The following is a 24,466-nucleotide window of genomic DNA, read 5'->3' as shown; positions in this document are numbered from 1 at the left end:
GGAGGGTACTGCCGTTTGTTAACATGTCTGATGTACTTTTATAACAGTCACTAGTTCACTACATCTTGAATAACTTACTGGTAAAATATTTAACTAGCTGTTTTAAAAATTAAAACAGCTAGCAAGCTTTGGCTATGTTTTGGTTTTAGCCCTCGCAATATAGTTGTATTATTTTCAGATCAATCCCCTTCACTGTTTCCCATTGCCATCCTTTGGCGTGTGCGAAAAGTCATGTTTAAGGTTACTACCCATGGAGTTATGGATATTTTTAGCGGTGATTTATGTTGTTTATCTATTGTTTTTCAGAAAGAAAAAACATAGACCTCCAGTAATTTATTCACCAAAACCAGCTAAAGCTCCCCCCAAAGAATGGCTTGCTGACATCAGAAAACAAGAGGCTATTGTGCAAGATGATGAACGTGAAGATGACAATCTGGCCACTTTTACACTCAGCAGTGGCCAGGGGATCGAGGTCAGCATAACGCCTGCTGTATATCCGCAAACTTCAAAAAAGAACAGAACCGCAGCGCGATGGGTGCAGATGGGGGAGAAGATTGCTGTAGGAGGTGTAGATATTTTCGGTGGTCAATTCTACTTTGGTCAGCGTATGAAGCCCGCAGGCAATAATTTAAATGGCTATTATGACGATGGAAGTGAGGCATCATTAATTGATGACACATGTAAGATACAACCCACTTCGTATCTTTACGAAGACAGTTCATTAGGATACTGGCCCAGTTTTTCCTCTCTTTCCCCAGAAGCACGCGGTGCGTATGTCAGTTGGCTCGCCAGCGATAGGTCTGATCCATCGTGTCCTATCGGCTATGTTTTTATCTATCTCTACGGCCTGGAAAGAAAAGCGCTCGTAGATTCCACTGACCCAAAATCCCCTGATGCTGAGTTCCGTAATCTATTTAATGAAGTCGCTCGGTTGAGATCGGTATTCATCGAGAACCGCTCATTCCGTGGATATTCGACCCAATTACTCGAAGCCATGTCTATTCTGCGCCCGAACATGGGCTTAGCCACTGAGCTCGATAGCAATTCAGGTTTCAGCAACAGCATGCAATTTAAGCTGGCTCTGGCAAAAACTGTACATGAAGGAGTTCCTGTATCAGCTGAACTGGCGTTGAACTGGGTAATAAACCACACCGAGTATTCGCTGCGTACCCCGGCTCGCCGCTGTGCTAAAGAGTTTGCTGCGCTTTTCAAACGGCGTTACACCCTCAAATATGGTGAAGGGATGGTCGTTAAGGCGAATAAAACGCGCCTAAGGTTAGATTACACACCAGCAAGTCCTAGTTTGCGAGGTGTCCGACTTCCTGTTCCCGACCTGCCTGATCCAAGTGCATTGAAGGGGCCTGTCCAAAAAATTATGGCCCTTGCCGACATATGTACAGATGAACTTGATGCTTACAGTCGCTACCTTGGCCGGAAAGGTACGTCAGTCAATGATACGGCTGCAATTATGTTGCTCCCTTCAGAGATCGTTAATGAAAGCGCAGAAAAAATATTAAGCTCATTCAAACGCTGGGCTGATGAGGCGATCCTCGTCAAGGAGGGGTTAGTCTCAATTGCTGACTTTTGGGCACATATGAATGCCAGTTGCCCCAATAAGATCAATAAAAAAGAGGCCGATTTGATGCAGGCCTTTGCTCTGATGATGGGTTACGGTCTGGCTCCTGACCCGTATTATCACCATGTGAAGGCGGATGTTGATGGGACACTTGTTCTATTCCCTGCCGCCGAAGGTGGACGCTTTTCACCTTCTCCTGAATTTATCTCAGCAGTAATGACGCTCAGATTAGGGGCGATGGTCGCCTTGATTGACGATTCTCTTGATCAAGCTGAACAGAAAGTGCTTGAGAATGCCATCAACAACAATACTGGCTTCACCGATGATGAAAAGCGCTCTCTACACGCGTATTTAACGTGGCAGCTTCATACCCCAGCCAATATGACGGGAATGAAAAGCAGGATTGAAATGATGGGGGCTACGGAAAAAGCAGCAGTGGGTAAAGTTATCGTTAGCGTTGCCTGCTCGGATGGAATAATAGCGCCTGCCGAAATCAAACAGCTTGAGAAGATTTATTCAAGTTTGGGTCTGGATCCCTCCTCTGTCTCGAGCGATATCCATCAGCATTCCTCAACTGAACATGATCTCGTCTCGTCTGTACCAACTGATCAGCCAACGGCAGGGTTCACACTGGATGCTAATGTACTTGCACGGCACGAATCTGCCACGGATGATGTTCGTAAATTACTGAACACAATATTCACCGAAGAAGAACCGGAAGAACCAGAAAGCGCTCCAGCCGCATTAACGGAGGCGGGGGGCCTTGACTCCGCACATAGCCAGCTTTATCGCAGTTTGCTGGAGAAAGAACAGTGGTCCCGGAAAGAGGCGACAGAATTGTGCGGAAATTTGAATTTGATGCTCGGCGGTGCGATTGAGGTGATTAATGACTGGTCCTATGCGGTGGTTGATGCTCCAGTACTGGACGATGCCGATGATGATATTTGGGTTGACCTGGAAATTGCCAAAGAATTAGAGGGATAGTGAATGTCTGTAACACGTATAAGAGTTAAAGAACGCGACGCTATTATTCAGTCACTTAAGTCAGGTGTAACACCAAGGATAGGCATTCAGCATATCCAGGTTGGCCGCGTGAATGAGATCACCGCTCTCCACCAGGATATTGAGAGGATTGCTGACGGTGGTGCAAGCTTCAGACTTATCATCGGTGAATATGGTTCTGGTAAAACGTTCTTTCTGAGTGTTGTGCGCTCTATTGCGCTAGAGAAGAAGCTGGTGTCAGTCAGTGCAGACCTTTCTCCTGACAGACGCATTCACTCATCGGGAGGTCAGGCTCGTAATCTCTATTCTGAGCTTATGAAAAACATGTCCACCAGAAACAAGCCGGATGGTAATGCGTTACTTAGCGTTGTTGAAAGGTTCGTTACGGAGGCAAGAAAGGAAGCGGACACGGACGGCTCCGAGGTTTCATCAGTTATTCATAAACGCCTGGCAGCTCTGTCTGATATGGTGGGTGGATATGACTTTGCAAAGGTCATTGATGCATTCTGGCGCGGGCATGAGCAGGATAACGAAACGCTAAAATCCAATGCTATTCGCTGGTTGCGGGGAGAGTACACCACTAAAACTGATGCCCGTAACGATCTCGACGTTCGGACTATTATCTCAGACGCTTCATTCTATGATTCTCTGAAGCTGATGAGCCTTTTTGTCCGCCAGGCAGGCTATGCCGGTCTTTTGGTCAGCCTCGACGAAATGGTGAACCTCTTTAAGCTGAATAATACGCAAGCAAGAACAGCGAACTACGAACAGATTTTGCGGATCCTCAATGACTGCCTGCAAGGCTCAGCCGAGAACATCGGTTTTATCCTTGGGGGTACGCCAGAGTTTCTTTTCGATCCGCGTAAAGGTCTTTACAGCTATGAGGCGCTCCAGTCGCGTCTGGCGGAAAATCGGTTCGCGCAAAAAGCAGGAGTGATTGACTACTCATCCCCCACTATGCATCTTGCCAGCCTCACCCCTGAGGAACTGTATATTTTGCTGAGAAATCTTCGTCATGTTTATGCAGGTGGAGATCCAGAGAATTATCTGGTACCAGATGAGGCACTGACTGGATTCCTGCATCACTGCAGTAAAACCATTGGAGACGCTTACTTCCGTACCCCCCGTAATACCATAAAAGGTTTCCTGGACATGCTGGCCGTGCTGGAACAAAACAGAACGATGAACTGGCAAACACTAATCGAGGGTGTGGCGATTGAAGTGGACAGACCTAGCGATATGGATGACGCCATTATGGAGGAAAACGATGACGACGACGGACTGGCGAACTTCAAACTATGAGCAGTGCCTACGATAGCCTCGATCCCCGCGTCCGTAAGTGGGTTTACAAGCAGGGGTGGTCTACATTAAGGCCCTTGCAGGAGAGTTCTATCCCGGCAATTTTAGCCCGTGATCGAGACGTGCTAATCAGTGCAGGTACAGCAGCGGGTAAAACAGAGGCTTTCTTTCTTCCTGCCTGTTCGGCAGTTGCAGATCTCACGAATGGATTTGGCATCGTCTATATCAGTCCGTTGAAGGCATTGATTAACGATCAGTACCGTCGTCTTGGGAGCCTTGGAGATGCATTGGAAATGCCAGTGACTCCCTGGCACGGGGATGTACCACAAAGCAAAAAGAAGAAGGCTCGGACGAACCCTGCTGGCATTTTACTGATTACACCTGAGTCACTTGAGTCTTTGCTCATAAATTCAATGGGCTGGCTCAAACAGGCGTTTTCTTCAGTCGCATACATCGTTATTGATGAGTTTCACGCTTTTATTGGCTCAGAGCGTGGTGTACAGCTGCTTTCTCTGCTTAATAGAATTGACCATGTGCTAGGACGCCAGGTAAATCCAATCCCCCGCGTTGCGTTGAGTGCCACGCTGGGGGAACTGGAGAAAGTGCCAGAACTGTTGCGCCCGGACAAACGACTCCCCTGCGTAACTGTTACAGATAGTAATAGCAAGGCCACTCTTCAGGTACAGGTCAAAGGGTACCTGGAGCGAGTGATCCAAAAAGGGGAAGAACTTCGGAGTTCAGCTGAACATGACGTTTGCGCTGACATTTTTAGACTTTGCCGTGGCGATTCTCATTTGGTCTTTGCAAACAGCCGAAAGCGCACTGAAAGCATTGCGGCAACGCTGAGCGACATGTGTGAGGAACAAATTGTTCCGAATGAATTTTTCCCCCACCATGGTTCCCTTGCCAAGGAATTACGTGAGGCGCTTGAATCTCGTCTTCAGAAAGGAAATTTGCCCACAACAGCTGTTTGTACAATGACGCTCGAGTTGGGCATTGATATCGGTAAGGTTAAGTCGGTTATACAAGTTACGCCTCCGCATTCTGTTTCCAGTCTACGTCAGCGTATGGGACGTTCTGGGCGACGCGATTCCCCATCAGTTCTAAGAATGCTAATTACAGAAAATGAGCTTACTGTAACAAGCAGTATCGTTGACCACCTACGGCTGCAGTTGGTGCAGTCGATGGCAATGCTCAGGTTGATGATCTCTAAACAATGGTTTGAACCGGCTGATGCTCGACAGATGCATTACTCCACGCTCCTACACCAAATTCTTGCTATTACCGCACAATGGGGAGGAGTTCGTGCCGATCAGCTCTGGTCACGACTATGCCACACAGGGCCGTTCAGAAATGTTGATTTAAACGATTTCAAAATTCTGCTTAAACATATGGGAACGTGTGGCCTGCTCACTCAACTTGCTAGCGGCGAAATGGTTGTTGGGGCAGAAGGGGAGAAACTGACCAACCATTACACTTTTTATGCCGTGTTCAATACACCAGAAGAGTTCCGCATTGTCACCGGAAACAGAACCCTTGGAACAGTGCCTGTGGACTCCCCACTGCTACCAGACCAACACATCATCTTCGGTGGGCGGCGCTGGAAAGTGACAGAGATCGAGACAGAGAAAAAAGTTATCTATGTAGAGGCAACCAAAGGCGGTCAGCCACCACAATTTAGTGGGGGAGGAATGTCTGTTCATGATGCCGTTCGTCAGGAAATGCTCGCTATCTATAGGGAAGGTGATTACCGCATACCAATAGGTAACAAGAAAGTAGATTATGCCGATACTGCCGCCAGAAACCTATTTTCGGAAGGTTGTAGTAACTTTCAGCGTTATAACCTGCAAAGTGAGTATTTTATTTCGAGTGGGCAACACTGTTACGTAATTCCCTGGATGGGAGATAAAGTTGTGAATACGATTACAGCTTTGCTCATACGCTGTGGTTTTAAAGCTAATTCATTCGTAGGTGTTATAGAGATTGATGATGCAAGTGTCACAATGGTTCAACAGGCGCTTAAAAAAATGCTGTTGTCAGGCTTACCATCTGCATTTGATCTTGCCGAAGATGTTCCAGAAAAGTTCTTGGATAAATACGACGAGTATTTACCAGAGTCCCTGCTTGCGAAAGGATTTGGGGAAAAAGCGTATGACATTGAAGGCACGAGTATTTGGTTGAAGCAGCACCTTCAGTAAACTGGTTACATAATAAGGGGGAGATGCTCCCCCTAAGATTGAGGCCGATTGATGTTATCCATGTCCACTCTTGGGATCTGGCAGAAATCGAGGTCATAAGGTCTGCTTTGAGCGAGAAGCGGACACATGAGATTATAAAATCTCAATCGCCATCTGGCACATTAAACGCTCATAAGTTTAATTTCGGCTACCTTGATACTCGACAACATTAGCAAGTAAATGCGGATGCGCATCCTTCAATTCAAGCAGTTTTCCATAGAATTGATCTTCCTTTATATTTGGGAACATATAACTAGGTTCTCTTTTACCCTCATAGTCAAAATCTTTATCGAGATGTATTATAAAATCTAAATCAGTGATTGCAATATTACGTTCATAATCACTAAATAATGGTAAGGCACAATTTTGCCTTAGAATCCTCTCAGGTCTGTATGTTTTAAATAAATCAAATTTTTCAATTAGAAATTCAGTTTTTTTTACTGGAGGGTCTCTAAAACGAAATCCATAAATAACACCCTCATGTTCACCTTTTTTAATCTTGCTATGATATGCATTACCATGCGAATTAAAAAGAAGCTTATAGGTGGCAAAAAATATAGCTGTTTCAATATCAAATGATATGTCTAAACCAGCTGTTTGAGCGGCATAATGCTGTTCCACCCGCGTAATATCCTGTGAATAAGAACTATCAAAGAACACGTTCGGATTGTTGGGCTCGAGCTCTTGAAGGAAACTGAGGGAACTCCTTTGTTCATCTTGAATAAGATTGAAAGAGTACAGTTCCTCACTTTGTCTATATAAACTAGGAAATATAGATAGTTCTCTTCCGTTTTGATCAGCCCTTACTGGGTTCGGGATTTTTCGCTTATAAGTATATTGAGATACTTGACCACGAAATGAAAGTGTGCCTTCATTAATATAGTGCTGCCTTCTTGGTTCAGATAAAATTTCCTCTATATCCTTATAGTTTTTCGCTGTGACTTCAGTGAAGTTAGGTAATTTTTCGAAAACATTATCTCCTTGGATGTATTTAACAAAATCATCAATGTCAAATAAACTGGAATGCTGTTTGTTGCCATACATCTTATCACTAACACTCAACCATTTATAACCTGAGAATGGGTCATGAAATTTTCTGAGTATATAGCCTGAATCTATTACATCATTTATCAATTTTTCCGGGATTTTTTTATCTCGTAGTATTTCAATAAGTCCATCGCTTAGCATTTACTTCCCCCTTTTTATTGAAAATAGAATTCCACGCCTTAGTAAATAGATTTTATGGTCATTATTTACTCATAATATTAGTTTTTGTAAAAAACATTTCTTCTATACATTTTTATTGGTCTTGAACCAAAACGACCTCTGCCATGACCAAATATCATCGAAAAAACAACGAGTAATGACATGATTGTGCTTGTAACAACAAACCAGTTTACAGATTTAGTCTCTCCAAGAGAACGAATTAGGTTTTGGTCAAATAAATATTTTACGCCAAGAAGAAGCCAAATAAAAACAAAAACAAAACTTACAATTTCATTTATTTTAGAAACAGAGTATGTTATTTGGGAATGAACGGTTTTATACAATGGGCCTGTAAAGGCATCTTCAAGTAAATCAACATGAACCTCCCAATGCCTCTGCCACGACTTACTGCCTATATTAGTAAAATGCCAGGCTAACGAAAGCACAAAGCCAATACATATCAAAAAATACACTTCAACATGATTAAACCTATCATACTTGACGTAATTTTCTGATGAAATTAAAGCAAAGTAACCTACAAATATACTTGCAATGAATGCCCAAAAGTATGTTGCTCTTTTCCAATACATTTCAATTTCAAAATTTCTTGTTGCCCATGCCTTCTCGAAGGCTTTTTCTGCCTTATCGGGACATATATTCACTAACATGTCCATGTACTCTTTCTCGGTAAGTTCAGTCAGTCCAGATGTCTTACTGGAATAAATGTATTTAATAAAACTCATTTAAACACCTCATGCAGGTTGTAGATTATCCGCGATGCGCCCTCAGCAATGAGGGCCACCGCGGAGATTGTCAGGCTGAATGTGCCAATTGCCGCTGCAAGACCTGCAGACTAGTTCCCGCTCCTGCCCATGCAGCAGCCGAGCCGACTACATACAGGTTTTGCTTGGCGCGTGAGACGGCCACATTGATTATGTTTGGCGGGCTTGCCGCCCACTGACGCGCCCTTTGCTGACTCGCTTTCGGCGCACCCAGCAACAGGATTACCGTGTCCGCCTCTCGGCCCTGGAACGTGTGGATTGTGCCTACACGATCACGGCACCATTCATCCAACTTTACGCCGAACGTTCGCAGCAGGTCGGTTTCTCTGTCGAGACGCCGACGCATGTTCTGCTCTACGATCTTGAATGGTGTGATGATAAATACGTCCGGATTTGTAATGCCCGATGCTGCCAGCTCTTTGAGCATTCGCACAACCGCTTCGCCCTCGTCGGGACACCACTTCGTCTCAGTATCGCCATTGATATCCACCCAGTGAGATCTCCCCAAAGCCGAGCCGATAGATCCGGGTTTTTTAGGCCCGACAGCATGGACCATCTGCCCGGCATAGGCGATGGAGTTAGAAACATCAAACATTGGGTTCTGGCAACGCCTGTGAACGAGCAATGGCAGCCCGACTTCTCGATCACCTACGTCCATGACGAAGGTGGATTTGAAGCGCGATGCCTGATCAGCAAGGGTCTGCGTAGATGCTGCGGGGGCAGACCATTCGACTTGGTCAATGTCAAAGAACTTGCAGATTTCGGCGTTCAGCTTTTCAGGAAGTGAAACTACAGGTGGGATTTGCAACGGGTCACCTACCACGATGGAGCGCTTTGCCCGCATGATAGCTCCAACTGCTGCCTGAGGAACGGCTTGGCCCGCTTCATCTACCAGAAGCCAGCCAATGCTCTCTGGTGGCAGATCCCCGAACATCGTCCGAACAGAGGCGAATGTCGTGGACACGGTCGGCACAACCATGAAAAGGCTCGACCAAAGGTCGGGGAGAAGTTCACGGTGAGCGGAAGACTGGAAGGCACCAGCCACCATGCCCGACATCAATAGCCCAAGATTGTGTTGCAAGCGGCTGGCCGAAGCATCGATGAACGTTTTATGCACAGTCAGGGCAGCGGCGAAAAGATCCTCCCGCAGGCGATGAACCTCATCGGGAAGCCATGGCGCAGTCAGGTGGATAGCCTCGTGCTCGCGCTCGAAGAATCTCTCATCAACGACCCTGTCTCCCATGCGGTTTCGTGCCTCTGCCTCGGTTGCCTTCAACTTCGAGACAGCCTGACGTTTGCTGGAAATTTCCTGGTCGAGGTGCTGTAACTGGGACTCAGTATTTCTCCACTCTGTCCTTGCAAGCTCCAGGGCGCCGTCTGTCTCCTGCGCCCGTAAGACTGATTGCTGCAGGGTTGCCGAGAGCTTCTGCAGTGTCGATCTCCATGACTTCCAGGCCGCAGTCGTGAACAAACGGGAGAAGAAACCTGGACGGCAAGCAAGATGGCTGTCGAGCATGATCTTGTCCTGCTCGATCTGCGATTTTGCCTTCTCATGCTCCCGTTGGCAGGATTCAGCAGTCTGGTGTGCCTCTTCGACGGCTTCATTCAGACTCGGACGACGCTGTTCCACCCTTTGAAGTTCGGTGGTCGCTCCCTTGAGCGCCTGGATATCCCGTCGCATTTCTTCGATGCTGGCGATTTCGGCGTCTACCGTCTCCTTGAGTTTAAGGAAAACGGTTCGTGCTTTCTGCCAGGCCGCTAAAGCGTCCGCTTCGTTGGTGCTGGGCCGCTCATTGACGACCACGCTGGGCATCACGCGATCGATGATTTCGCCAGTTTGTTCGTCCTTGATCTCACGCAAGACGTTTAAGCCGCGAGCTGCTTTCAGGTAGGTAAGGAAACCACCGTCTTCATTCCACCAGAAACTTTGCTGGAAAGCGCCTCGGTTGCTGCTCTTGCCGAGAGCCGCAGCGATCAATCCCCAGGTTTCGACAGGATCGGAGGGGATGCCCCCCTCGGCCTCGGCTTCGAAATAACCCGCGCGTTTGGGATTCGCAATCAGGTCGCTGATGGACCGGAAGTAGGCGATCTGTTCATGGCGACCATTGGCTTCCTTGAGAGGAAGCTCTTTACTGACGTTTTCGACCGCTTTGTTATTGGAGGAGGCTACGACGATCTCATGGCCCCTCAAGGATGCATGTAACTTGTAGAAGTGCAGGAATGCATTGGAACCGAATGCCAGCTTCTCGCCTGTTGTGGAAAAGGCATCCTGCGGTTTATTGAAGCCGCACATCGCCGTGGCCCGATCAAGAATGCACCCAACGACAATATCTCGCAGAAGAGTGGTCTTTCCAGTACCCGGTGGCCCATTGACACCTATGATACCTGGAGCATCATTCAGCTCAGCACGCGCCGCATTCACGGCAGCCTGTTGAAGCAGTACCAATGGATGGCCGCCTTTCGAAGGCCAACGAGCCTGCGGTATGAGCGACGGTGCGACGAAAGGCTCAACTGCGGAAATGGGCGATAGCACGTCGATTTTTTGGTCAGGCCTGCCAATTCCCATATAGCGGCGCAAACCGGTTCCGGCTTTGCCCGTCTCGAGCAATTTGGTCGCTTCTCCGAGATCTTCGAGATAGAAGGAATTCAGTAACGAAGGTTCAGGCTGCGCCTTAGCCTTGAAATGATGAAACACCTTAATCGCAAATGTGGGTGGCTCAACCAAATGCTCGGGTACATCGAACTGAGACACAAGCCATTTATAAGTGTTGAGAACGACATCCAAATCGATCGGTATGGGTTCTCCATCCTCGTTGTGGCGGCGAACCATTCGATCCAGATGCTCGATAATGCGCGGCTCAATATTCGGCCAATTCCCTAAGCTTCCAAGCTTCAGCTCGAGAGCCGGTTTGAGTGCCCAGGCAAAACTGGAAACGGCGACGCCTTTATCCTCGAGCACATAACCTTCCTTGTCGATCAGGATAGAGCCGATGGCTGCTTTCTTACCGTCCGGGCGTGAACGCTCCTCATCCTCGCCAAAAATCTTGACCAGCTCGTCCGTCGCCTTATCGAGAGCGATGGCGCCAAGGATGACCTCGAAATAAAGCTTATAACTGGGCTTGCTGCGGGCATTTGGACCCCATGGAACACCTCGCTCCAATAGAGCAACACGGGAGCGATCGCCGGTTGCCATATCCTCTGGGCGTTTATAACCTTGAGGCGACAGTGCTTCGAGGGCTGTCCATGCTGCCAGTATTGCTCGCGCATCATTTGCCTTATTTGGCGGAGAAAAAGACGGGTGCGGACCTGGATCGATTTGGTCTTTATCGAATTGCTCTCGCATGGCAGAGTCTGGGATGGCCTTCGGTTGCAGTTTCTCTTCCGCTGCAGGCGAATTGTGGGACGACACCAAATCGGGATGGCCTGTTGATGGGCTGGAAGCCGACATGGCGACCACGCTGTTGCCGCTAAGTGCAAATAGAGATTGCTCGATTTTAGCCGTCAGCGTCCGAGCCCTGGCAGTGTTGCGAAAGGTCAGCTCGCTCAACAACTGTTCAAGTTCACTAACATTGTTGTTGGACTGCTCGAAGATTGCTTCCAGATCGAAGATTGATTTTTGCGCATACTGCCGTGTCTTCATTTATTTCTGCGGCTCCATATCCCTTCAATTGAGAGATATTATGCTAATTAGCTTGATTTCTAAAACTATTAACTTCCGCTTGAAATATAAAATCTCATTCGGCCCACTCCTAAAGTTGGAGCCGTCATTAATTATCCGTCACCCCGCTAACCGCATTCCTTTCATGCCACCCTCAATGGTACTTCCGCGATCCGCTGCAATGACAAAATCAGCCCACCATTGCATCATAGGTCGTCGCTGTTCAAGATAATCACTGCGATTATAAGCGCGACGTGCCTCATTTTTGTCTACATGTTCAATGACATCAGGAGGAAATCCTTCCTCATTGAGTGTGGTACTAGCTATAGAACGTAAACCGTGTGATACGAGAACGACTCCTAAGCTAGCACGCCTAAGGTCTGCATTCACTGTACGGCTGTTCATAGGCTGGACAGGCTTAATTCGGCTGGGAAAGATAAATTCTCGGCCACCACTGAGTGACTTCATCATTTCCATAATAGAAAAAGCCTCATCGGAGAGTGGAATCGTATGGTCCCGGTTCATCTTCATTCGGGCAGCAGGGATATTCCATTCGCTAGCATCAAAATCGATCTCATTCCATCGAGCTTCAGCGGCTTCGGCAGGGCGGGTGATGGTGAGAAGCTTCCACATGGACAGACACCGCGTGGACACACTGATGCTTGCCGTACGCATTGTTTGCATTAGCTGCGGAAGTTGATCCGGCCGGATGCTTGGCATGTTTTTCTTCTGCGGTTTCTCGAAAGCTTTTCCGATGTTTACACTAGGAGCAGCATCAATCAGGCCTTAGTTAATACGCTGACAAAGGCGGCGAACTGTCTCTAATGCATCTCTGGCCTGAACCGGCTGAACGGCTTTAACTAATGTATGAGCCTTAATCTCAGTGACGCTTATATCACCGATTGCTGGGAAAACATCTCTCTTAAGCGAGCGCCAGATATCGTCGGCATAGTCCTCTGTTACGCTGGCTTTCTTCATATTCCACCAACGCTCGGCAACTAACAGGAAAGTGTTGGTTTTAGGCACTTGAGAATTTCTCACCTGTTCTTACTGATGCTCCTAAAGATCAATGTCTTTCGCCAATAAAAATTTAGATTCGGCTCTGAGTTTATGTGCATCAGAAAGTGAGACGGCAGGGTAGGCATCGAAGCTCTTTCTGGTTCGCTGCTTGGTCCGAGGCCGATAGTAACGGAATTGCCAGAGCTTACTACCGCTGGACTTGATTAACAGAGTAAGCCCGTCGCCGTCATACTGCTGGTAATCGGCCTCTTTAGGTTTGGCGGCTTTGATTTCCGCATCGGTTAACGGCTTGGTTTTTCTTGCCATGGGGAATCTCCATGCGTTTAGCCCCAACGAAAACAATAGAGCTTTTCGTTGGGGCTATCAATGGGCCTAAAAGGTTCGGATTTAATTAGTTCAGTTAGGACTTCGCGGGACAAATTGAGGGCACAAAAAAGCCCGCAGGGCTTGCGCCGTGCGGGCTTTCAGGACTTCATCGGATGACTCTGGTAATCACCGATGGAGAATTTTGGTGGAGCTGGCGGGAGTTGAACCCGCGTCCGAAATTTCTACATACCTTTTATAATAGTGTAAAAACAGTACTTTGCATTTAAAAACAACACGTTAATTTTACTTGGTGTTTGCCAGTTTTAGGGGGTTTCAGCATTCTGCCGCCGAATTGCCGCCATTGAATGAATAAACCTCAACGAGCCCGAGCTTCTAGAAATTCTGCTTGGAGCCTCGCCAGCTAAAATTCGCTCACTCATAAAATGTGACCAATCATGTATTGCTCCGGGGCCGTAGATGAAAAGTTTTCTTTTAGCCGAAAAATATTCCTCTACATTTTCGTCTCTAATTATATCAAATATTTTTAATGATAATTTTTCAATTGATTTTATAGATTTGTATAGTGTTCTTTGATTATAAAATGGAATCCAGATTTGATACACATCGTCCTTATCTTCTGAGATAAAAGATATTTGTGGTCGATAGTTCCCTAATTCTAATGTATTGCAAAGAGTTTCATAGGCATCGCACGTTTCATAATATATTTTACATTTTGCTGCTCTGAATTTTCCATGGCTATTTACCGAATGAAGGAATTTATCATAGTTGTTTAGTCGTCTAAAACACTGATTGAGATATTTCCAGTCGTTCTTGATTTTGTTTAGAAATTTAGGGTTGGTTTGTAAGTTGTTTTTATGGGTAGTATTGTTGCTGATGAACAGTTTTTTATATAAAGAACTAGGGTACTGAACAATAGGAGTGAACTTAAACTCTATTTCAGAATCTTCATCTCCTGTACTAGATTTTACTTTGTAAGTCTCTGTTATTTCTTCAGATTCTATTTTTTGGAAAAGTTCGGTGTAATATTTAATGTGATTTATAGATATGTCAAAATTATTTTTTCGTTCTGACTCGAATATTTGCCTCTCAGTTTGGATTGTTCTATGAATATTGTTTATTATTGATGCGAAGGGTACTGATAAAGCTAGTATCAGCAAAGGTAATTTGCTATTTGTTATAAAATTTAAGTAACCTTCTGAAGAGAGTGTTACCTGCGGATCTTTCCATACCCATAAACCAAACATAAGTGCATAATATAGAGGCAGTAATATTGATATTAGGAATAGAGGTTGGTTGAAAAGATTTTTTTCATTTAGCTTAACCCAACCAAAACGCCATAATAATAAGAGCATGCTTAATATGCTAGGTATCAAAAATAATAAAAAATATGATTGTTGGTTGAAATGTAAGAAGTAAAGGTTTGCTGATGATATCGCTATCATTAGTGTAGTTACAATTACTGCTTTTGTTTTTTTGTTTTTCATATGTTTAATGTATGTAGTGGGTTTTTAATTACTGCATCTTCTAAGTGGTCTGGGGAAAAATGCGAATAAACCATCGTCATTTTTATATCTGAATGACCTAGAATCTCACGCAGTACCAGTATGTTTCCGCCATTCATCATAAAGTGACTGGCGAATGTATGGCGCAGCACATGTGTGCACTGGCCTTCAGGTAAGTCAATGCCGGCTCTTTTTACTGCACGCTCAAAAGCTTTTCTGCATGGTGTGAATAGCTTCCCTCTGTTTTTGGGGAGTTCTTCGTACAGATCCTGCGATATCGGTACTGTTCGGTTTTTCTTGCCTTTGGTTTTCGTATAGGTGACGCGGTATTTAGATAACTGATGGCCTTGCAGGTTTTCGGCTTCACTCCATCGCGCGCCAGTTGCTAGGCATACTTTTACGATCATCAACAGGCTGGGGCTTTGAGAATCAGCGCAGGCATCAAGCAGGCGTTTGATTTCGTCCCGGGCCAAGAACGCCAGTTCCCCCTCTGCGATTTTGAATGTTGGTAGCCCGGAAAGTGGGTTAGGCGGTGACCAGTGGCCCAGCTTTTTCAGGGTGCCAAAAACGGATGATAAATTACGCTGCTCCAAGTTTACCGTGCGGGGCTTTACTGGCGACATCAGCGCTCCGTCTTCGTTACGCACCTCACCTTTTAATCGTGCTTCACGATATTTGGTAAAATCACCGGCTGTTAACTCAGAAGCGACGGGATCGCCCAGTCCATTGCAGATAATGTTCAATTTCGCCATTAGGCGCTTAGGGTCTGCGAGCGTCTGGCCATAAAGGGAGTGCCACTGCTCAATCAATTCTGACAAATGTCGCCGATCTTCCTTTTCACCCAGCCACGGCTTTTTGTTCACTTCATCCATGGTGAAGTTTTCGAATGCTACAGCCTCGCCTTTAGTCGCAAATTGCTTACGCACACGCTTGCCGTCACGCCCGTTCGGGTAGCACTCGCACAACCATTTTCCATTCGGCTGCTTTCTGATCGTCATATCAAAGACTCTTAATGATTTTCAATGCGCGGCCAACTACCTCGATATCATCCAGGTTGCATTCAAACGACGAGTCATCTTGATGCACAACTAATCTGTTTCCCGGAAGACGAGTTAACTTAACAATGCTTTTTATCCCGTCGATATCGACCAACCACATCCCATTCACTGGTGGTGCCTGGGTACGGTCAACTAAATATGAATCGCCAGCGGTATTTACTAGAAGTAGCTCGCGTGAGTCAGATGGAAGCAGACTGCTATCAATGATGGCTTTCCCGGCTTCAACCAGCGAACCTCCCATGAGATTAACCTTGTCGATCTCTGGAGATACAAGTTCAGAAAGAGGTTTTACCTTGCTGGAGTTCACGAAATTGATACTTTTTTTATCATCAATTTTTGCACCGGGTTCACCTTGACCTGTGGTAAGCCAGAGTAAAGAAACGCCCGTTTCAAGAGCACATTGGATCACCCATTCTGCAGGGAAACTGTCTCTTAAGTATCTGTTAGCCATAGTGCTTTTAGATGCGCCTAGGTGATCGCATAGCTGCTGCCTGGATTTAAAATCATAGGCAGCCATTAACCTATGGATAGCCTCTCTACCCCCTGTATTCTCGCCAGCTTTCACCTGTATCATTTCTTAATCCTATTGACGTATCAAATATTGGATCGTAGTATCTCGATTGTTCAAGTATTGAATCGTGTAAAACAAGATAAAACGACATAAACCAAACCTTAACTGAGAGATACTGCACTATGAGCACCGATATTTCAATTCGTGTACCAAAAGAGATGGCTACACCTGCAGAGTTCGCGGAATGGGAAGGCATTTCTCGCGGCTCTGTTTATCAAAAAATCCACCATGGCCAATTGGCTAAATACATGGTTAAAAAGGAGAAAAATAAGGGTCGCGTATGTCTTCGTTACTTGATGTACAAAACCGATCAGGTTCGTGAGTCCCTTGGTCATTCCAACTTCCGCGTTGTTGTTGGTCAGTAAGTTCAATTATGAGAACTTTCTAAGAGGCTCACATGTTTGATTATAAGATTTCCAAACATCCACACTTTGATGAGGCCTGCCGCGCTTTCGCACTGCGGCACAACATGGCGAAGCTTGCAGATCGAGCAGGCATGAATGTCCAGACACTGCGCAACAAACTGAACCCGGAACAACCGCATCAACTTACGGCGCCGGAAATTTGGCTGCTGACGGATATCACAGAGGACTCCACGCTGGTTGACGGGTTCTTGGCTCAAATCCATTGCCTGCCATGTGTGCCGCTGAACGAAGTAGCCAGCGAGAAAATGCCTCATTACGTTTTAAATGCTACAGCAGAGATCGGTCGCGTTGCAGCAAGCGCTGTTTCTGGCGAACACCAGACAACAACGGAACGCCGCCAGGTTATCGAAAGCATCAATTCTGTTACTCGTTTGATGGCACTAACAGCTGTTTCCCTGCACGCGCGCCTACAGTACAACCCGGCAATGGCAAGTGCTGTTGATACAGTGACGGGCCTCAGCGCTTCGTTTGGTCTGATCTGAGGTGCTCATGCTTAATAAAGAACCCTCATTCGCATCGCTTTTGGTTAAACAAAGTCAGGGTATGCATAGCGGCCATGGCTGGATTATCGGGAAAGATGGCAAGCGCTGGCACCCGTCCCGCTCTCAGGAAGAACTACTGGCAGGGCTGACCACTACCAAACAGGTGAAACCATGGCTATTGAAGGCACTTCTGCGACTGTTCCACTAAGCCCGGGTCAACGGCTTGAAGGTCTGAACCGTATAGCTGAATTAAGGGCGAGTGTGTTTGGTCTGAATATTGAGCCAGAGCTTGAAAGGTTCATTAAAGATATGCGTGACCGTCGCGATATAAACCATAAGCAAAATAAGCGCGCACTGGCAGCAATATTCTTTATGGCAAAAATTCCGGCAGAACGTCACGGCGTCAATATTAGTGATCTGACTACTGACGAAAAGCGGGAATTGGTTAAAGCAATGAATCATTTTCGTGCAGTGGTGAGCTTATTTCCCAAACGGCTAACCATGCCGAATTAACCCACAACAGAAATTAATGGCGTAAACCCGCCGGGCATTCTTTTGCCCAAATTCAGGAGAAAGAACAATGCAGAAAGAATTACGAAAAATGTTTGTAGCCGAAACCGACTCGCTTATGGCGGTGATCGATATTGCCAAACGTGAGGAGCGCAAAGGCCGCGCGCTCGCAGTTTCAATCCGCCTTGAAGCGCTGGCAACCCATATCACCAACAAAGGGTTAAACGGTATTGAGGCGGCTGAGTTACTGCGTTGCGAAGCAACCCGCTACGAAAACGAATCTCAGGAGCTGCACTAATGGCTGATTCTATGGATCTCGTACAGCAGCGCGTTGAAGAAGAACGCCAGCGCCACATCCACACTGCCCGCAACAGAGCGCCGGGCGTTTCCCGTGTGCTTTGCATCGAATGCGATGCACCGATCCCTCCAGCTCGCCGCCGCGCTATTCCGGGTGTGCAGTGCTGTGTGACCTGTCAGGAAATCGCAGAGCTTAAAGGCAAGCACTACAACGGAGGCGTTGTATGAGCACGATCCTGAAATGGGCGGGAAACAAAACCGCCATCATGCCCGAACTGAAAAAACACCTCCCAGCTGGCCCGCGATTGGTTGAACCTTTCGCGGGTTCCTGTGCTGTCATGATGGCAACAGACTATCCTCATTATCTTGTCGCGGATATTAACGCTGACCTTATTAATTTGTATAAGAAAGCGGCCTACCATCCTGAGGAATTAATACAGGTTGCATGGGTATTATTCAGCGAAGATAACAGTGCTGAAAAGTATTATGAAAATCGTCTGCGTTTTAACGAAGATACATCCCTGACCACGCTGGAGCGCGCCGCATTATTCCTGTATTTAAATCGCCATTGTTATCGTGGGTTGTGTCGTTATAACCAACGCGGGAAATTTAATGTTCCCTACGGTAATTATAAAAATCCATATTTCCCTCATGCAGAAATCCTGACCTTTGCTGAAAAGGCAGTGCGTGCCACGTTCATCTGCGCCAGCTATGACGAAACGCTGGCAATGCTGACGGCGGGTGATGTTGTTTACTGCGATCCGCCTTATGACGGTACTTTTAGCGGTTATCACACTGCCGGGTTCTCTGATGATGACCAGTATGATTTGGCATCTATTCTGGTGCGCCGGTCATCAGAGGGGCACCCGATCGTCGTGTCAAATAGCGACACCCGCCTGATTCGTTCGTTTTACCGAAATTTCACCCTTCACCGTATCAGCACAAAACGCAGCATAGGAGTTGCTGCAGGAGAAGGGAAAACCGCAGGCGAACTTATTGCTGTACTGAAACCAAAAGTTTGGACTGGCGTTGATCTGGCTGGCGGCCCTGATTACTCGGTTGTGCGTGAGGTGCGCGTATGAATCCCATCGATCCGCGCTGCTTTGCTGCCAGCACCATCAACATCACCAGTATTTCAGGCGGCAAGGATAGTCTTGCCCAGTGGCTGCGGGCCATTGAAAACGATGTTCCTCATATTTCTGTCTTCGCTGATACGGGCCATGAACACCCCCAGACGATGGAATATCTGGACTATCTGGAATCAAAGCTGGGCAAGGTTATCCGTGTTAAAGCTGATTTCACTCGCCAGATCGAAGGCAAACGGAAATTCATTACAGAGAAATGGCCCGTTTCTCTGGTTCAGGAATGCGGTATGTCTGCCGATGAGGCGGCAGAACGTGTGCACCGTGCCCTGGAAATATTGAAGCCCACCGGCATTCCTTTTCTGGACCTGTGCATGTGGAAAGGCCGGTTTCCTTCCACAAAAGCCCGTTTCTGCACCTTTGACCTCAAGCATGAGCCTGTCAGGACTCAGGTTGTCGTTCCTGCCCTGGAAGAGTATGACGAGGTTATCAGCTGGCAGGGGGTCAGGGCTCAGGAATCGCCTGCACGCGCATTGCTGCCGGACTGGGAGGAAGATGCAGACAATACGCCGGGCCTGCACGTCTATCGTCCGATCCTTAACTGGCTGCATGAGGATGTCTTTGCAATTGCAAAGCGCCATGGCATTAAGCCTAACCCGTTATATCTGCAGGGCTGCAGCCGTGTCGGTTGTATGCCCTGCATTCACGCCCGTAAATCTGAACTTGCTGAAATTTTCCAGCGCTGGCCAGAAGAGGTTCGCCGGGTTGCTGAATGGGAAAGAATGGTTGCGGACTGTTCACGCCGCGGTAATTCAACTTTCTTTCCCTCCACGCATGATCCACGCCGGGCTGAAAAGCGTATTGAGGTCATCACTGTTGATGCTTATGGCATTGAGACCTATCGCGACTGGGCACTGACGACACGGGGCGGCGCGCAGTTTGATTTGCTGGCGAGTGCAAATGACAGCGCGGTTTGCAGCAGTGTTTACGCAGGAGTTTGCGAGTGACGGATACCAGCTCAGGCCGTCCCGTCGCGCCTCTTGTATCAGAACTCCCCGGTAAAGCTACCGGGGCGTATCCCTGGACCGCGCCTAAAAAGGCAATTAACCCCTATCTGGAAACGGCGGAAGTAGCGCCGGAGTCAGCGCTATCAAACCTGATTACTCTCTATGCTGCCGATAACGAGCATGAACAGCTGCGCCGCGATGCCTTGAGTAATGAGGTCTGGGATCGCTATTTCTTCAATGAATCCCGTGATCCTGTTCAGCGAGAAATGGAGCAGGACCTGCTGTTAAGCCGCGCCAGAATGGCCCGCGAACAGCAGCAATTCAACCCCGACCTGGTTATCGTTGCTGACGTGAGCGCTCAGCCAGCGCATATCAATAAGCCGCTGCTTGAGCGGATTAAATATTTCGAGGGCCTGGGTAAACCGAAGGCATATTCCCGCTATCTGCGTGAAACCATCAGACCGTGCCTTGAACGCCTGGAGCGCGTGCGTACCAGCCAGATTTCTGCTTCATTCCGTTTTATGGCGAGCCATGAGGGGCTGGAGGGCTTACTGGTTCTGCCAGAAATGAACCAGGAGCAGGTCAAGCGGTTATCTACCCTGGTGGCGGCACACATGAGCATGTGTCTGGATGCTGCCTGCGGTGAGCTGTTTACGGATGAAGACGTTACGCCGGAAGAGATCCGCCGGTCATGGGAAAGGGTGGCCGCTGAGGCTATGCGCCTTGATGTTATCCCGCCTGCTTTCGAGCAACTGCGCCGGAAAAAGCGCCGCCGTAACCCGGTCCCCTACGAGCTTATTCCGGGCTCGCTTGCCCGTATGCTTTGCGCGGACTGGTGGTATCGCAAGCTGTGGCAGATGCGATGTGAATGGCGGGAAGAACAGCTGCGCGCTGTCTGCCTGGTTAACAAAAAGGCGTCCCCGTATGTCAGTTATGAAGCCGTGATCCACAAACGCGAACAGCGCCGCAAATCACTGGAGTTTTTCCGCTCGCATGAGCTGGTTAACGCCGAAGGTGACACGCTGGATATGGAAGAAGTGGTAAACGCCAGCAGCAGCAATCCGGCACACCGGCGCAACGAAATGATGGCCTGCGTTAAGGGGCTGGAGCTGATCGCAGAAATGCGTGGTGAATGCGCCGTGTTCTATACCATTACCTGCCCGTCACGCTTTCACGCGACGCTTAATAACGGCAGGCCAAACCCGAAATGGACCAGTGCCACGGTCCGCCAGAGCAGCGATTACCTGGTGAATATGTTCGCTGCCTTCCGTAAGGCGATGCACAAAGCCGGGCTGCGCTGGTATGGCGTCCGCGTTGCCGAACCACACCATGACGGCACCGTGCACTGGCACCTGCTTTGCTTCATGCGTAAAAAAGACCGCAAATCCATTACCGCGCTACTGCGTAAATTCGCCATTCGTGAGGACCGGGAGGAGCTGGGCACCAATACCGGGCCTCGATTCAAGTCTGAGCTTATCAACCCGCGCAAGGGTACACCGACCAGCTATATCGCCAAATACATCAGCAAGAATATCGACGGGCGCGGGCTGGCGCAGGAAGTCAGCAAAGAAACAGGCAGATCACTGCGCGATAACGCTGAGAACGTAAACGCCTGGGCTTCGCTGCACCGTGTCCAGCAATTCCGCTTCTTTGGTATTCCTGGCCGCCAGGCGTACCGCGAGCTGCGCCTGCTGGCCGGTCAGGCTGCCAGGGCTCAGGGTGATAAGAAGGCAGGCGCGCCGGTACTGGAAAACCCGCGTCTGGATGCTGTGCTGGCCGCAGCTGATGCTGGCTGTTTTGCCACCTACATCATGAAGCAGGGCGGCGTCCTGGTCCCCCGTAAACATCACCTTGTCAGGACTGCCTACGAGCTCAACGAGGAGCCGAGCGCCTACGGCGATCATGGTGTCCGTATTTATGGCATCTGGTCCCCGATCATTGAGGGCCGGATCTGCACTCATGCAGTGAAGTGGAAAATGGTTCGTAAAGCCGTTGACCTTCAGGAGGCGACAGCCGACCAGGGCGCTGGCGCCCCTTGGACTCGTGGCAATAACTGTCCCCCTGTTGAAAATTTGAACCAATCAGGGGTTGAAGTACCGGATATTTCTTCCATGGGTGAAAAGGCGCTGCAGGATTACCTGCATGGAATGGGAAAAAAGGAACGGCGGGAGTTGGTTGCTAGGCTCAGGCTGGTAAAACCGAAGCGAAAAAAGGGTTACAAGCAGGATATTTCTGAGCAGCAGCGCCTGCAACTGGAGTGTGAGCTGCATTCAAGAGGCTTCAATGGTAGTGAGTATGAGGTGAATTTACTCCTACGCGGCAGCAGCCTTCCGTCTGGGGGAGGGCTGCGCATATTTTACCAGAACGGGCGGCTGCGTGAGGATGACAAATGGCGTCAGTATTACTGACACGTCGGAATTTTTTTCTCTTGTTGACTCATATCAGGTCTTTCTTATTGAAGGCCAAAAAAGCGTTTTACATTTAGAAATTGGTACTATACTGTATATATAAACAGTGTATATACATACAGTTATGTGGTGTAAGTGGTCGTAAAAGGAGGGAAAATGCAGGATTATCTTTTGGAGTCATTGAAACTTCAGCGCATTGATTTTTTCTTAAAACTGGTGGCGGCAAGCGATTGCAGCGACGAAGAAAAGCGGCTAGCAATCCAGTGGGTTTCAGAGCTGACTGACGAGTTGATGGCAAAAATACATAGTCATGAGTACAGCCGCACAATGGACGCTACCAGTTAGGGGGAATCTATGCGCATTGAAATAATGATCGATAAAGAGCAGAAGGTAAGCCAAGCAACACTGGAAGCTCTTGAATCCGAGCTTTACCGAAATTTGCGCCCTCTCTATCCAAAAACGGCAATTCGCATACGTAAGGGAAGCGCTAACGGCCTGGGGCTGAGCGGCTTAAAACGGGACGAAGATAAAAAGCGCGTAATGGAGATTTTGCAGCAGGTCTGGGAAGACGACAGATGGCAACATTAGGAAACCTTGCAGGCACCAGGACTTAATTCTGACGCCTGCAAGGTTGAAGAACGAGTGAAGCGAGGCGTTAGATGTGGCGGCCATTTGAAAAATGGTCGTCCGTTTTGTGACAGGAGCAGACATTGCTTAGGTTTTGAACTGCTACTTATTTGGCTTTAGGTCAATCCGGTTCGGACTGGGTAAGAATAACTATACAGAATAGTATTGAAGTTGATGATGTATTGAAGTTATCTTAGTTAATTGAAATCTTTGCTTGTATTGGTTTGACTGTGGCAGTTAATCGGTGTTTGGACACAAAAGACTCCATACTAACTCCAAGTTATTGTACATTATTGAGCCGATTATTACTGCTGATATCATAATATGTGTCAACTAAATCAAACATAGACTGGTAGAAAGTGATTAATTATGTGGGATATAGCGCTCGCCTCAACTTTAAAGGATGTTAAATGCTCTATAAATATATCGGTAATGATGATGCAGGAAATGTATTAAAGAATCTTAAACGCTTCGTGGAAGATGGCACTATTTCTTCCACTAAACCTGTAGAATTTAATGACCCCTCGGAATTTAAAGTTTCCATTAAGGTTATGGGTACGCAAAACCAGCTTAAAAGCTGCTATGATAAATTTGGAAATGTCAAATTCTCATATGATCAGTGGTTATCAATAGTTCCTGATGTAACAAAAAAAATGGAGGAAGATCTTAGAAGTTCCGCAATGGAACAATTTGGCGTTATCTGTCTTGCTCCTGTCTCGGACAGTATCCTAATGTGGTCGCATTATTCTGCATCCCATAAAGGATTTTGTATAGGTTTTGATGATGAGTTCATTAAAACAGTCCAAGACTACCATGATTTTGATTATATCAGGTATATGGGGAGTGCTCCTGTATTCAACTACGCTCTTGAGGATATGCATGCTCTTTTTCAAAAAGTATTTTTCTATAAGGACAGTTGCTGGCATTACGAGAATGAAAGAAGGATTATTACAAAATCATCAGGCGTAAAAACCTTTGACAAAGGATTAATTAGGGAGGTCTGTCTCGGGCATAATGTAGACCCACTGGTTGAAGATGCTGCCAAAAAAATGGCTGCGAAATATCCTGATATTAATTTTTATAAAATGTCTACTGAAAAAGATAGCTATCAGCTCATAAAAAGAACATTAGATTTTTAGGTTTTATTGTTCTGAGGTTGTGTAAGCACAACCTCAGAATTGTTAATTAAAGTATGATTGATTTCCTATAACCAGGCGTTCAGAGCTTAATGCTGACAAAACTCAACCTAGGATAGCTACTCTTCTTTTGATGTGTTAAACAACTCCCTCTTCGCTCACAGCGGACCTTCATTATTTTTCGTTCATCTGCGTTGTTTCAGAAGATCATTCGGATACACGCATTCGTTTCTCTCATCAGTGCATGGCTATGC

General features: G+C 47.2%; 21 protein-coding genes and 1 pseudogene. 15 read left to right on the top strand and 7 right to left on the bottom strand.

The window, feature by feature from the left end:
* Window positions 1-250: 250 nt before the first annotated feature.
* From OWK27_RS20405 to OWK27_RS20395, 3 genes are read left to right on the top strand one after another with little or no spacing between them, the layout of a single operon-like run.
* Window positions 251-2,560 carry a TerB N-terminal domain-containing protein gene (locus OWK27_RS20405; RefSeq protein ID WP_267591092.1) on the top strand — a complete coding sequence of 770 codons (2,310 nt, stop codon included), beginning with the start codon at window positions 251-253 and terminating at the stop codon, window positions 2,558-2,560.
* Between the two features lie 3 nt (window positions 2,561-2,563).
* On the top strand, window positions 2,564-3,880 hold the full coding sequence (locus OWK27_RS20400) for an ATP-binding protein (protein WP_267591091.1): 1,317 nt from the start codon (window positions 2,564-2,566) through the stop codon (window positions 3,878-3,880).
* On the top strand, window positions 3,877-6,075 hold the full coding sequence (locus OWK27_RS20395) for a DEAD/DEAH box helicase (RefSeq protein ID WP_267591090.1): 2,199 nt from the start codon (window positions 3,877-3,879) through the stop codon (window positions 6,073-6,075). Before OWK27_RS20400 ends, OWK27_RS20395 begins: the two co-directional genes overlap by 4 nt.
* A 177-nt stretch (window positions 6,076-6,252) precedes the next feature.
* Here OWK27_RS20395 and OWK27_RS20390 read toward each other — a convergent pair whose 3' ends face one another.
* From OWK27_RS20390 to OWK27_RS20360, 7 genes and pseudogenes are all read right to left on the bottom strand, one after another.
* Window positions 6,253-7,302: a hypothetical protein gene (locus OWK27_RS20390; RefSeq protein WP_267591089.1), complete on the bottom strand. Its 1,050-nt coding sequence runs from the start codon at window positions 7,300-7,302 to the stop codon at window positions 6,253-6,255.
* Between the two features lie 77 nt (window positions 7,303-7,379).
* Window positions 7,380-8,063, bottom strand: a complete 684-nt coding sequence (locus tag OWK27_RS20385; RefSeq protein WP_193356645.1) for a hypothetical protein — start codon at window positions 8,061-8,063, stop codon at window positions 7,380-7,382.
* Between the two features lie 70 nt (window positions 8,064-8,133).
* Window positions 8,134-11,742 carry a DEAD/DEAH box helicase gene (locus OWK27_RS20380; protein ID WP_267591088.1) on the bottom strand — a complete coding sequence of 1,203 codons (3,609 nt, stop codon included), beginning with the start codon at window positions 11,740-11,742 and terminating at the stop codon, window positions 8,134-8,136.
* Between the two features lie 138 nt (window positions 11,743-11,880).
* Window positions 11,881-13,086: pseudogene (locus OWK27_RS20375) on the bottom strand (integrase domain-containing protein).
* Window positions 13,087-13,409: 323 nt separating this feature from the next.
* Window positions 13,410-14,591: a hypothetical protein gene (locus tag OWK27_RS20370; RefSeq protein ID WP_267591087.1), complete on the bottom strand. Its 1,182-nt coding sequence runs from the start codon at window positions 14,589-14,591 to the stop codon at window positions 13,410-13,412.
* Window positions 14,588-15,607 carry a site-specific integrase gene (locus OWK27_RS20365; protein WP_222169178.1) on the bottom strand — a complete coding sequence of 340 codons (1,020 nt, stop codon included), beginning with the start codon at window positions 15,605-15,607 and terminating at the stop codon, window positions 14,588-14,590. Before OWK27_RS20365 ends, OWK27_RS20370 begins: the two co-directional genes overlap by 4 nt.
* Before the next feature lies 1 nt (window position 15,608).
* A complete protein-coding gene (locus OWK27_RS20360; RefSeq protein ID WP_222169177.1) occupies window positions 15,609-16,241 on the bottom strand; it encodes a phage repressor protein CI in 633 nt (210 codons plus the stop codon).
* A 119-nt stretch (window positions 16,242-16,360) separates the two neighbouring features.
* Between OWK27_RS20360 and OWK27_RS20355 the strand changes: the two genes are divergently transcribed.
* The 12 genes from OWK27_RS20355 (at window position 16,361) to OWK27_RS20300 (ending at window position 24,215) form a co-directional block, all read left to right on the top strand.
* Complete coding sequence (locus OWK27_RS20355) at window positions 16,361-16,603, top strand: hypothetical protein (RefSeq protein ID WP_029463825.1); 243 nt, start codon at window positions 16,361-16,363, stop codon at window positions 16,601-16,603.
* A gap of 32 nt (window positions 16,604-16,635) precedes the next feature.
* Window positions 16,636-17,145, top strand: coding sequence for a phage regulatory CII family protein (locus OWK27_RS20350; protein ID WP_085017198.1), 510 nt, complete (start codon window positions 16,636-16,638; stop codon window positions 17,143-17,145).
* Between the two features lie 7 nt (window positions 17,146-17,152).
* Window positions 17,153-17,353: a phage filamentation protein Fil family protein gene (locus OWK27_RS20345; protein WP_267591086.1), complete on the top strand. Its 201-nt coding sequence runs from the start codon at window positions 17,153-17,155 to the stop codon at window positions 17,351-17,353.
* Window positions 17,317-17,658: a DUF5347 family protein gene (locus OWK27_RS20340; RefSeq protein ID WP_267591085.1), complete on the top strand. Its 342-nt coding sequence runs from the start codon at window positions 17,317-17,319 to the stop codon at window positions 17,656-17,658. Before OWK27_RS20345 ends, OWK27_RS20340 begins: the two co-directional genes overlap by 37 nt.
* A gap of 67 nt (window positions 17,659-17,725) precedes the next feature.
* A complete protein-coding gene (locus OWK27_RS20335; RefSeq protein WP_029463822.1) occupies window positions 17,726-17,953 on the top strand; it encodes a DUF2732 family protein in 228 nt (75 codons plus the stop codon).
* Window positions 17,953-18,180: a TraR/DksA family transcriptional regulator gene (locus tag OWK27_RS20330; protein ID WP_048987514.1), complete on the top strand. Its 228-nt coding sequence runs from the start codon at window positions 17,953-17,955 to the stop codon at window positions 18,178-18,180. The genes OWK27_RS20335 and OWK27_RS20330 overlap by 1 nt, the downstream gene beginning before the upstream one ends.
* Window positions 18,177-19,034 carry a DNA adenine methylase gene (locus tag OWK27_RS20325; protein WP_267591084.1) on the top strand — a complete coding sequence of 286 codons (858 nt, stop codon included), beginning with the start codon at window positions 18,177-18,179 and terminating at the stop codon, window positions 19,032-19,034. Before OWK27_RS20330 ends, OWK27_RS20325 begins: the two co-directional genes overlap by 4 nt.
* A complete protein-coding gene (locus OWK27_RS20320; protein ID WP_222169174.1) occupies window positions 19,031-20,041 on the top strand; it encodes a phosphoadenosine phosphosulfate reductase family protein in 1,011 nt (336 codons plus the stop codon). Before OWK27_RS20325 ends, OWK27_RS20320 begins: the two co-directional genes overlap by 4 nt.
* Window positions 20,038-22,449 carry a replication endonuclease gene (locus tag OWK27_RS20315; protein ID WP_267591083.1) on the top strand — a complete coding sequence of 804 codons (2,412 nt, stop codon included), beginning with the start codon at window positions 20,038-20,040 and terminating at the stop codon, window positions 22,447-22,449. Before OWK27_RS20320 ends, OWK27_RS20315 begins: the two co-directional genes overlap by 4 nt.
* A 156-nt stretch (window positions 22,450-22,605) precedes the next feature.
* On the top strand, window positions 22,606-22,794 hold the full coding sequence (locus tag OWK27_RS20310; RefSeq protein ID WP_054628681.1) for a hypothetical protein: 189 nt from the start codon (window positions 22,606-22,608) through the stop codon (window positions 22,792-22,794).
* 9 nt (window positions 22,795-22,803) lie between these two features.
* The gene (locus tag OWK27_RS20305; RefSeq protein ID WP_267591082.1) at window positions 22,804-23,037 is read left to right on the top strand and encodes a DinI-like family protein; all 234 of its coding nucleotides are present in this window, start codon (window positions 22,804-22,806) and stop codon (window positions 23,035-23,037) included.
* Between the two features lie 449 nt (window positions 23,038-23,486).
* The gene (locus tag OWK27_RS20300) at window positions 23,487-24,215 is read left to right on the top strand and encodes a DUF2971 domain-containing protein (protein WP_267591081.1); all 729 of its coding nucleotides are present in this window, start codon (window positions 23,487-23,489) and stop codon (window positions 24,213-24,215) included.
* Window positions 24,216-24,466: the final 251 nt, after the last annotated feature.

The organism is Enterobacter cloacae complex sp. 2022EL-00788 (assembly GCF_026627565.1).
In the GTDB taxonomy this organism is placed as follows: Bacteria; Pseudomonadota; Gammaproteobacteria; order Enterobacterales; family Enterobacteriaceae; genus Enterobacter; species Enterobacter pasteurii.
This window is presented reverse-complemented; position numbering and strand designations above follow the sequence as displayed.

Bases quoted from the DNA above. Each gene is read 5' to 3' on its own strand.
- OWK27_RS20330 (WP_048987514.1), top strand. From the start codon at position 17,953: ATGGCTGATTCTATGGATCTCGTACAGCAGCGCGTTGAAGAAGAACGC.
- OWK27_RS20355 (WP_029463825.1), top strand. From the start codon at position 16,361: ATGAGCACCGATATTTCAATTCGTGTACCAAAAGAGATGGCTACACCT.
- OWK27_RS20405 (WP_267591092.1), top strand. From the start codon at position 251: ATGGAGTTATGGATATTTTTAGCGGTGATTTATGTTGTTTATCTATTG.
- OWK27_RS20385 (WP_193356645.1), bottom strand. From the start codon at position 8,063: ATGAGTTTTATTAAATACATTTATTCCAGTAAGACATCTGGACTGACT.
- OWK27_RS20300 (WP_267591081.1), top strand. From the start codon at position 23,487: ATGCTCTATAAATATATCGGTAATGATGATGCAGGAAATGTATTAAAG.
- OWK27_RS20345 (WP_267591086.1), top strand. From the start codon at position 17,153: ATGCTTAATAAAGAACCCTCATTCGCATCGCTTTTGGTTAAACAAAGT.
- OWK27_RS20390 (WP_267591089.1), bottom strand. From the start codon at position 7,302: ATGCTAAGCGATGGACTTATTGAAATACTACGAGATAAAAAAATCCCG.
- OWK27_RS20320 (WP_222169174.1), top strand. From the start codon at position 19,031: ATGAATCCCATCGATCCGCGCTGCTTTGCTGCCAGCACCATCAACATC.
- OWK27_RS20340 (WP_267591085.1), top strand. From the start codon at position 17,317: ATGGCTATTGAAGGCACTTCTGCGACTGTTCCACTAAGCCCGGGTCAA.
- OWK27_RS20325 (WP_267591084.1), top strand. From the start codon at position 18,177: ATGAGCACGATCCTGAAATGGGCGGGAAACAAAACCGCCATCATGCCC.
- OWK27_RS20400 (WP_267591091.1), top strand. From the start codon at position 2,564: ATGTCTGTAACACGTATAAGAGTTAAAGAACGCGACGCTATTATTCAG.
- OWK27_RS20305 (WP_267591082.1), top strand. From the start codon at position 22,804: ATGCGCATTGAAATAATGATCGATAAAGAGCAGAAGGTAAGCCAAGCA.
- OWK27_RS20310 (WP_054628681.1), top strand. From the start codon at position 22,606: ATGCAGGATTATCTTTTGGAGTCATTGAAACTTCAGCGCATTGATTTT.
- OWK27_RS20395 (WP_267591090.1), top strand. From the start codon at position 3,877: ATGAGCAGTGCCTACGATAGCCTCGATCCCCGCGTCCGTAAGTGGGTT.
- OWK27_RS20380 (WP_267591088.1), bottom strand. From the start codon at position 11,742: ATGAAGACACGGCAGTATGCGCAAAAATCAATCTTCGATCTGGAAGCA.
- OWK27_RS20370 (WP_267591087.1), bottom strand. From the start codon at position 14,591: ATGAAAAACAAAAAAACAAAAGCAGTAATTGTAACTACACTAATGATA.
- OWK27_RS20365 (WP_222169178.1), bottom strand. From the start codon at position 15,607: ATGACGATCAGAAAGCAGCCGAATGGAAAATGGTTGTGCGAGTGCTAC.
- OWK27_RS20350 (WP_085017198.1), top strand. From the start codon at position 16,636: ATGTTTGATTATAAGATTTCCAAACATCCACACTTTGATGAGGCCTGC.
- OWK27_RS20335 (WP_029463822.1), top strand. From the start codon at position 17,726: ATGCAGAAAGAATTACGAAAAATGTTTGTAGCCGAAACCGACTCGCTT.
- OWK27_RS20360 (WP_222169177.1), bottom strand. From the start codon at position 16,241: ATGATACAGGTGAAAGCTGGCGAGAATACAGGGGGTAGAGAGGCTATC.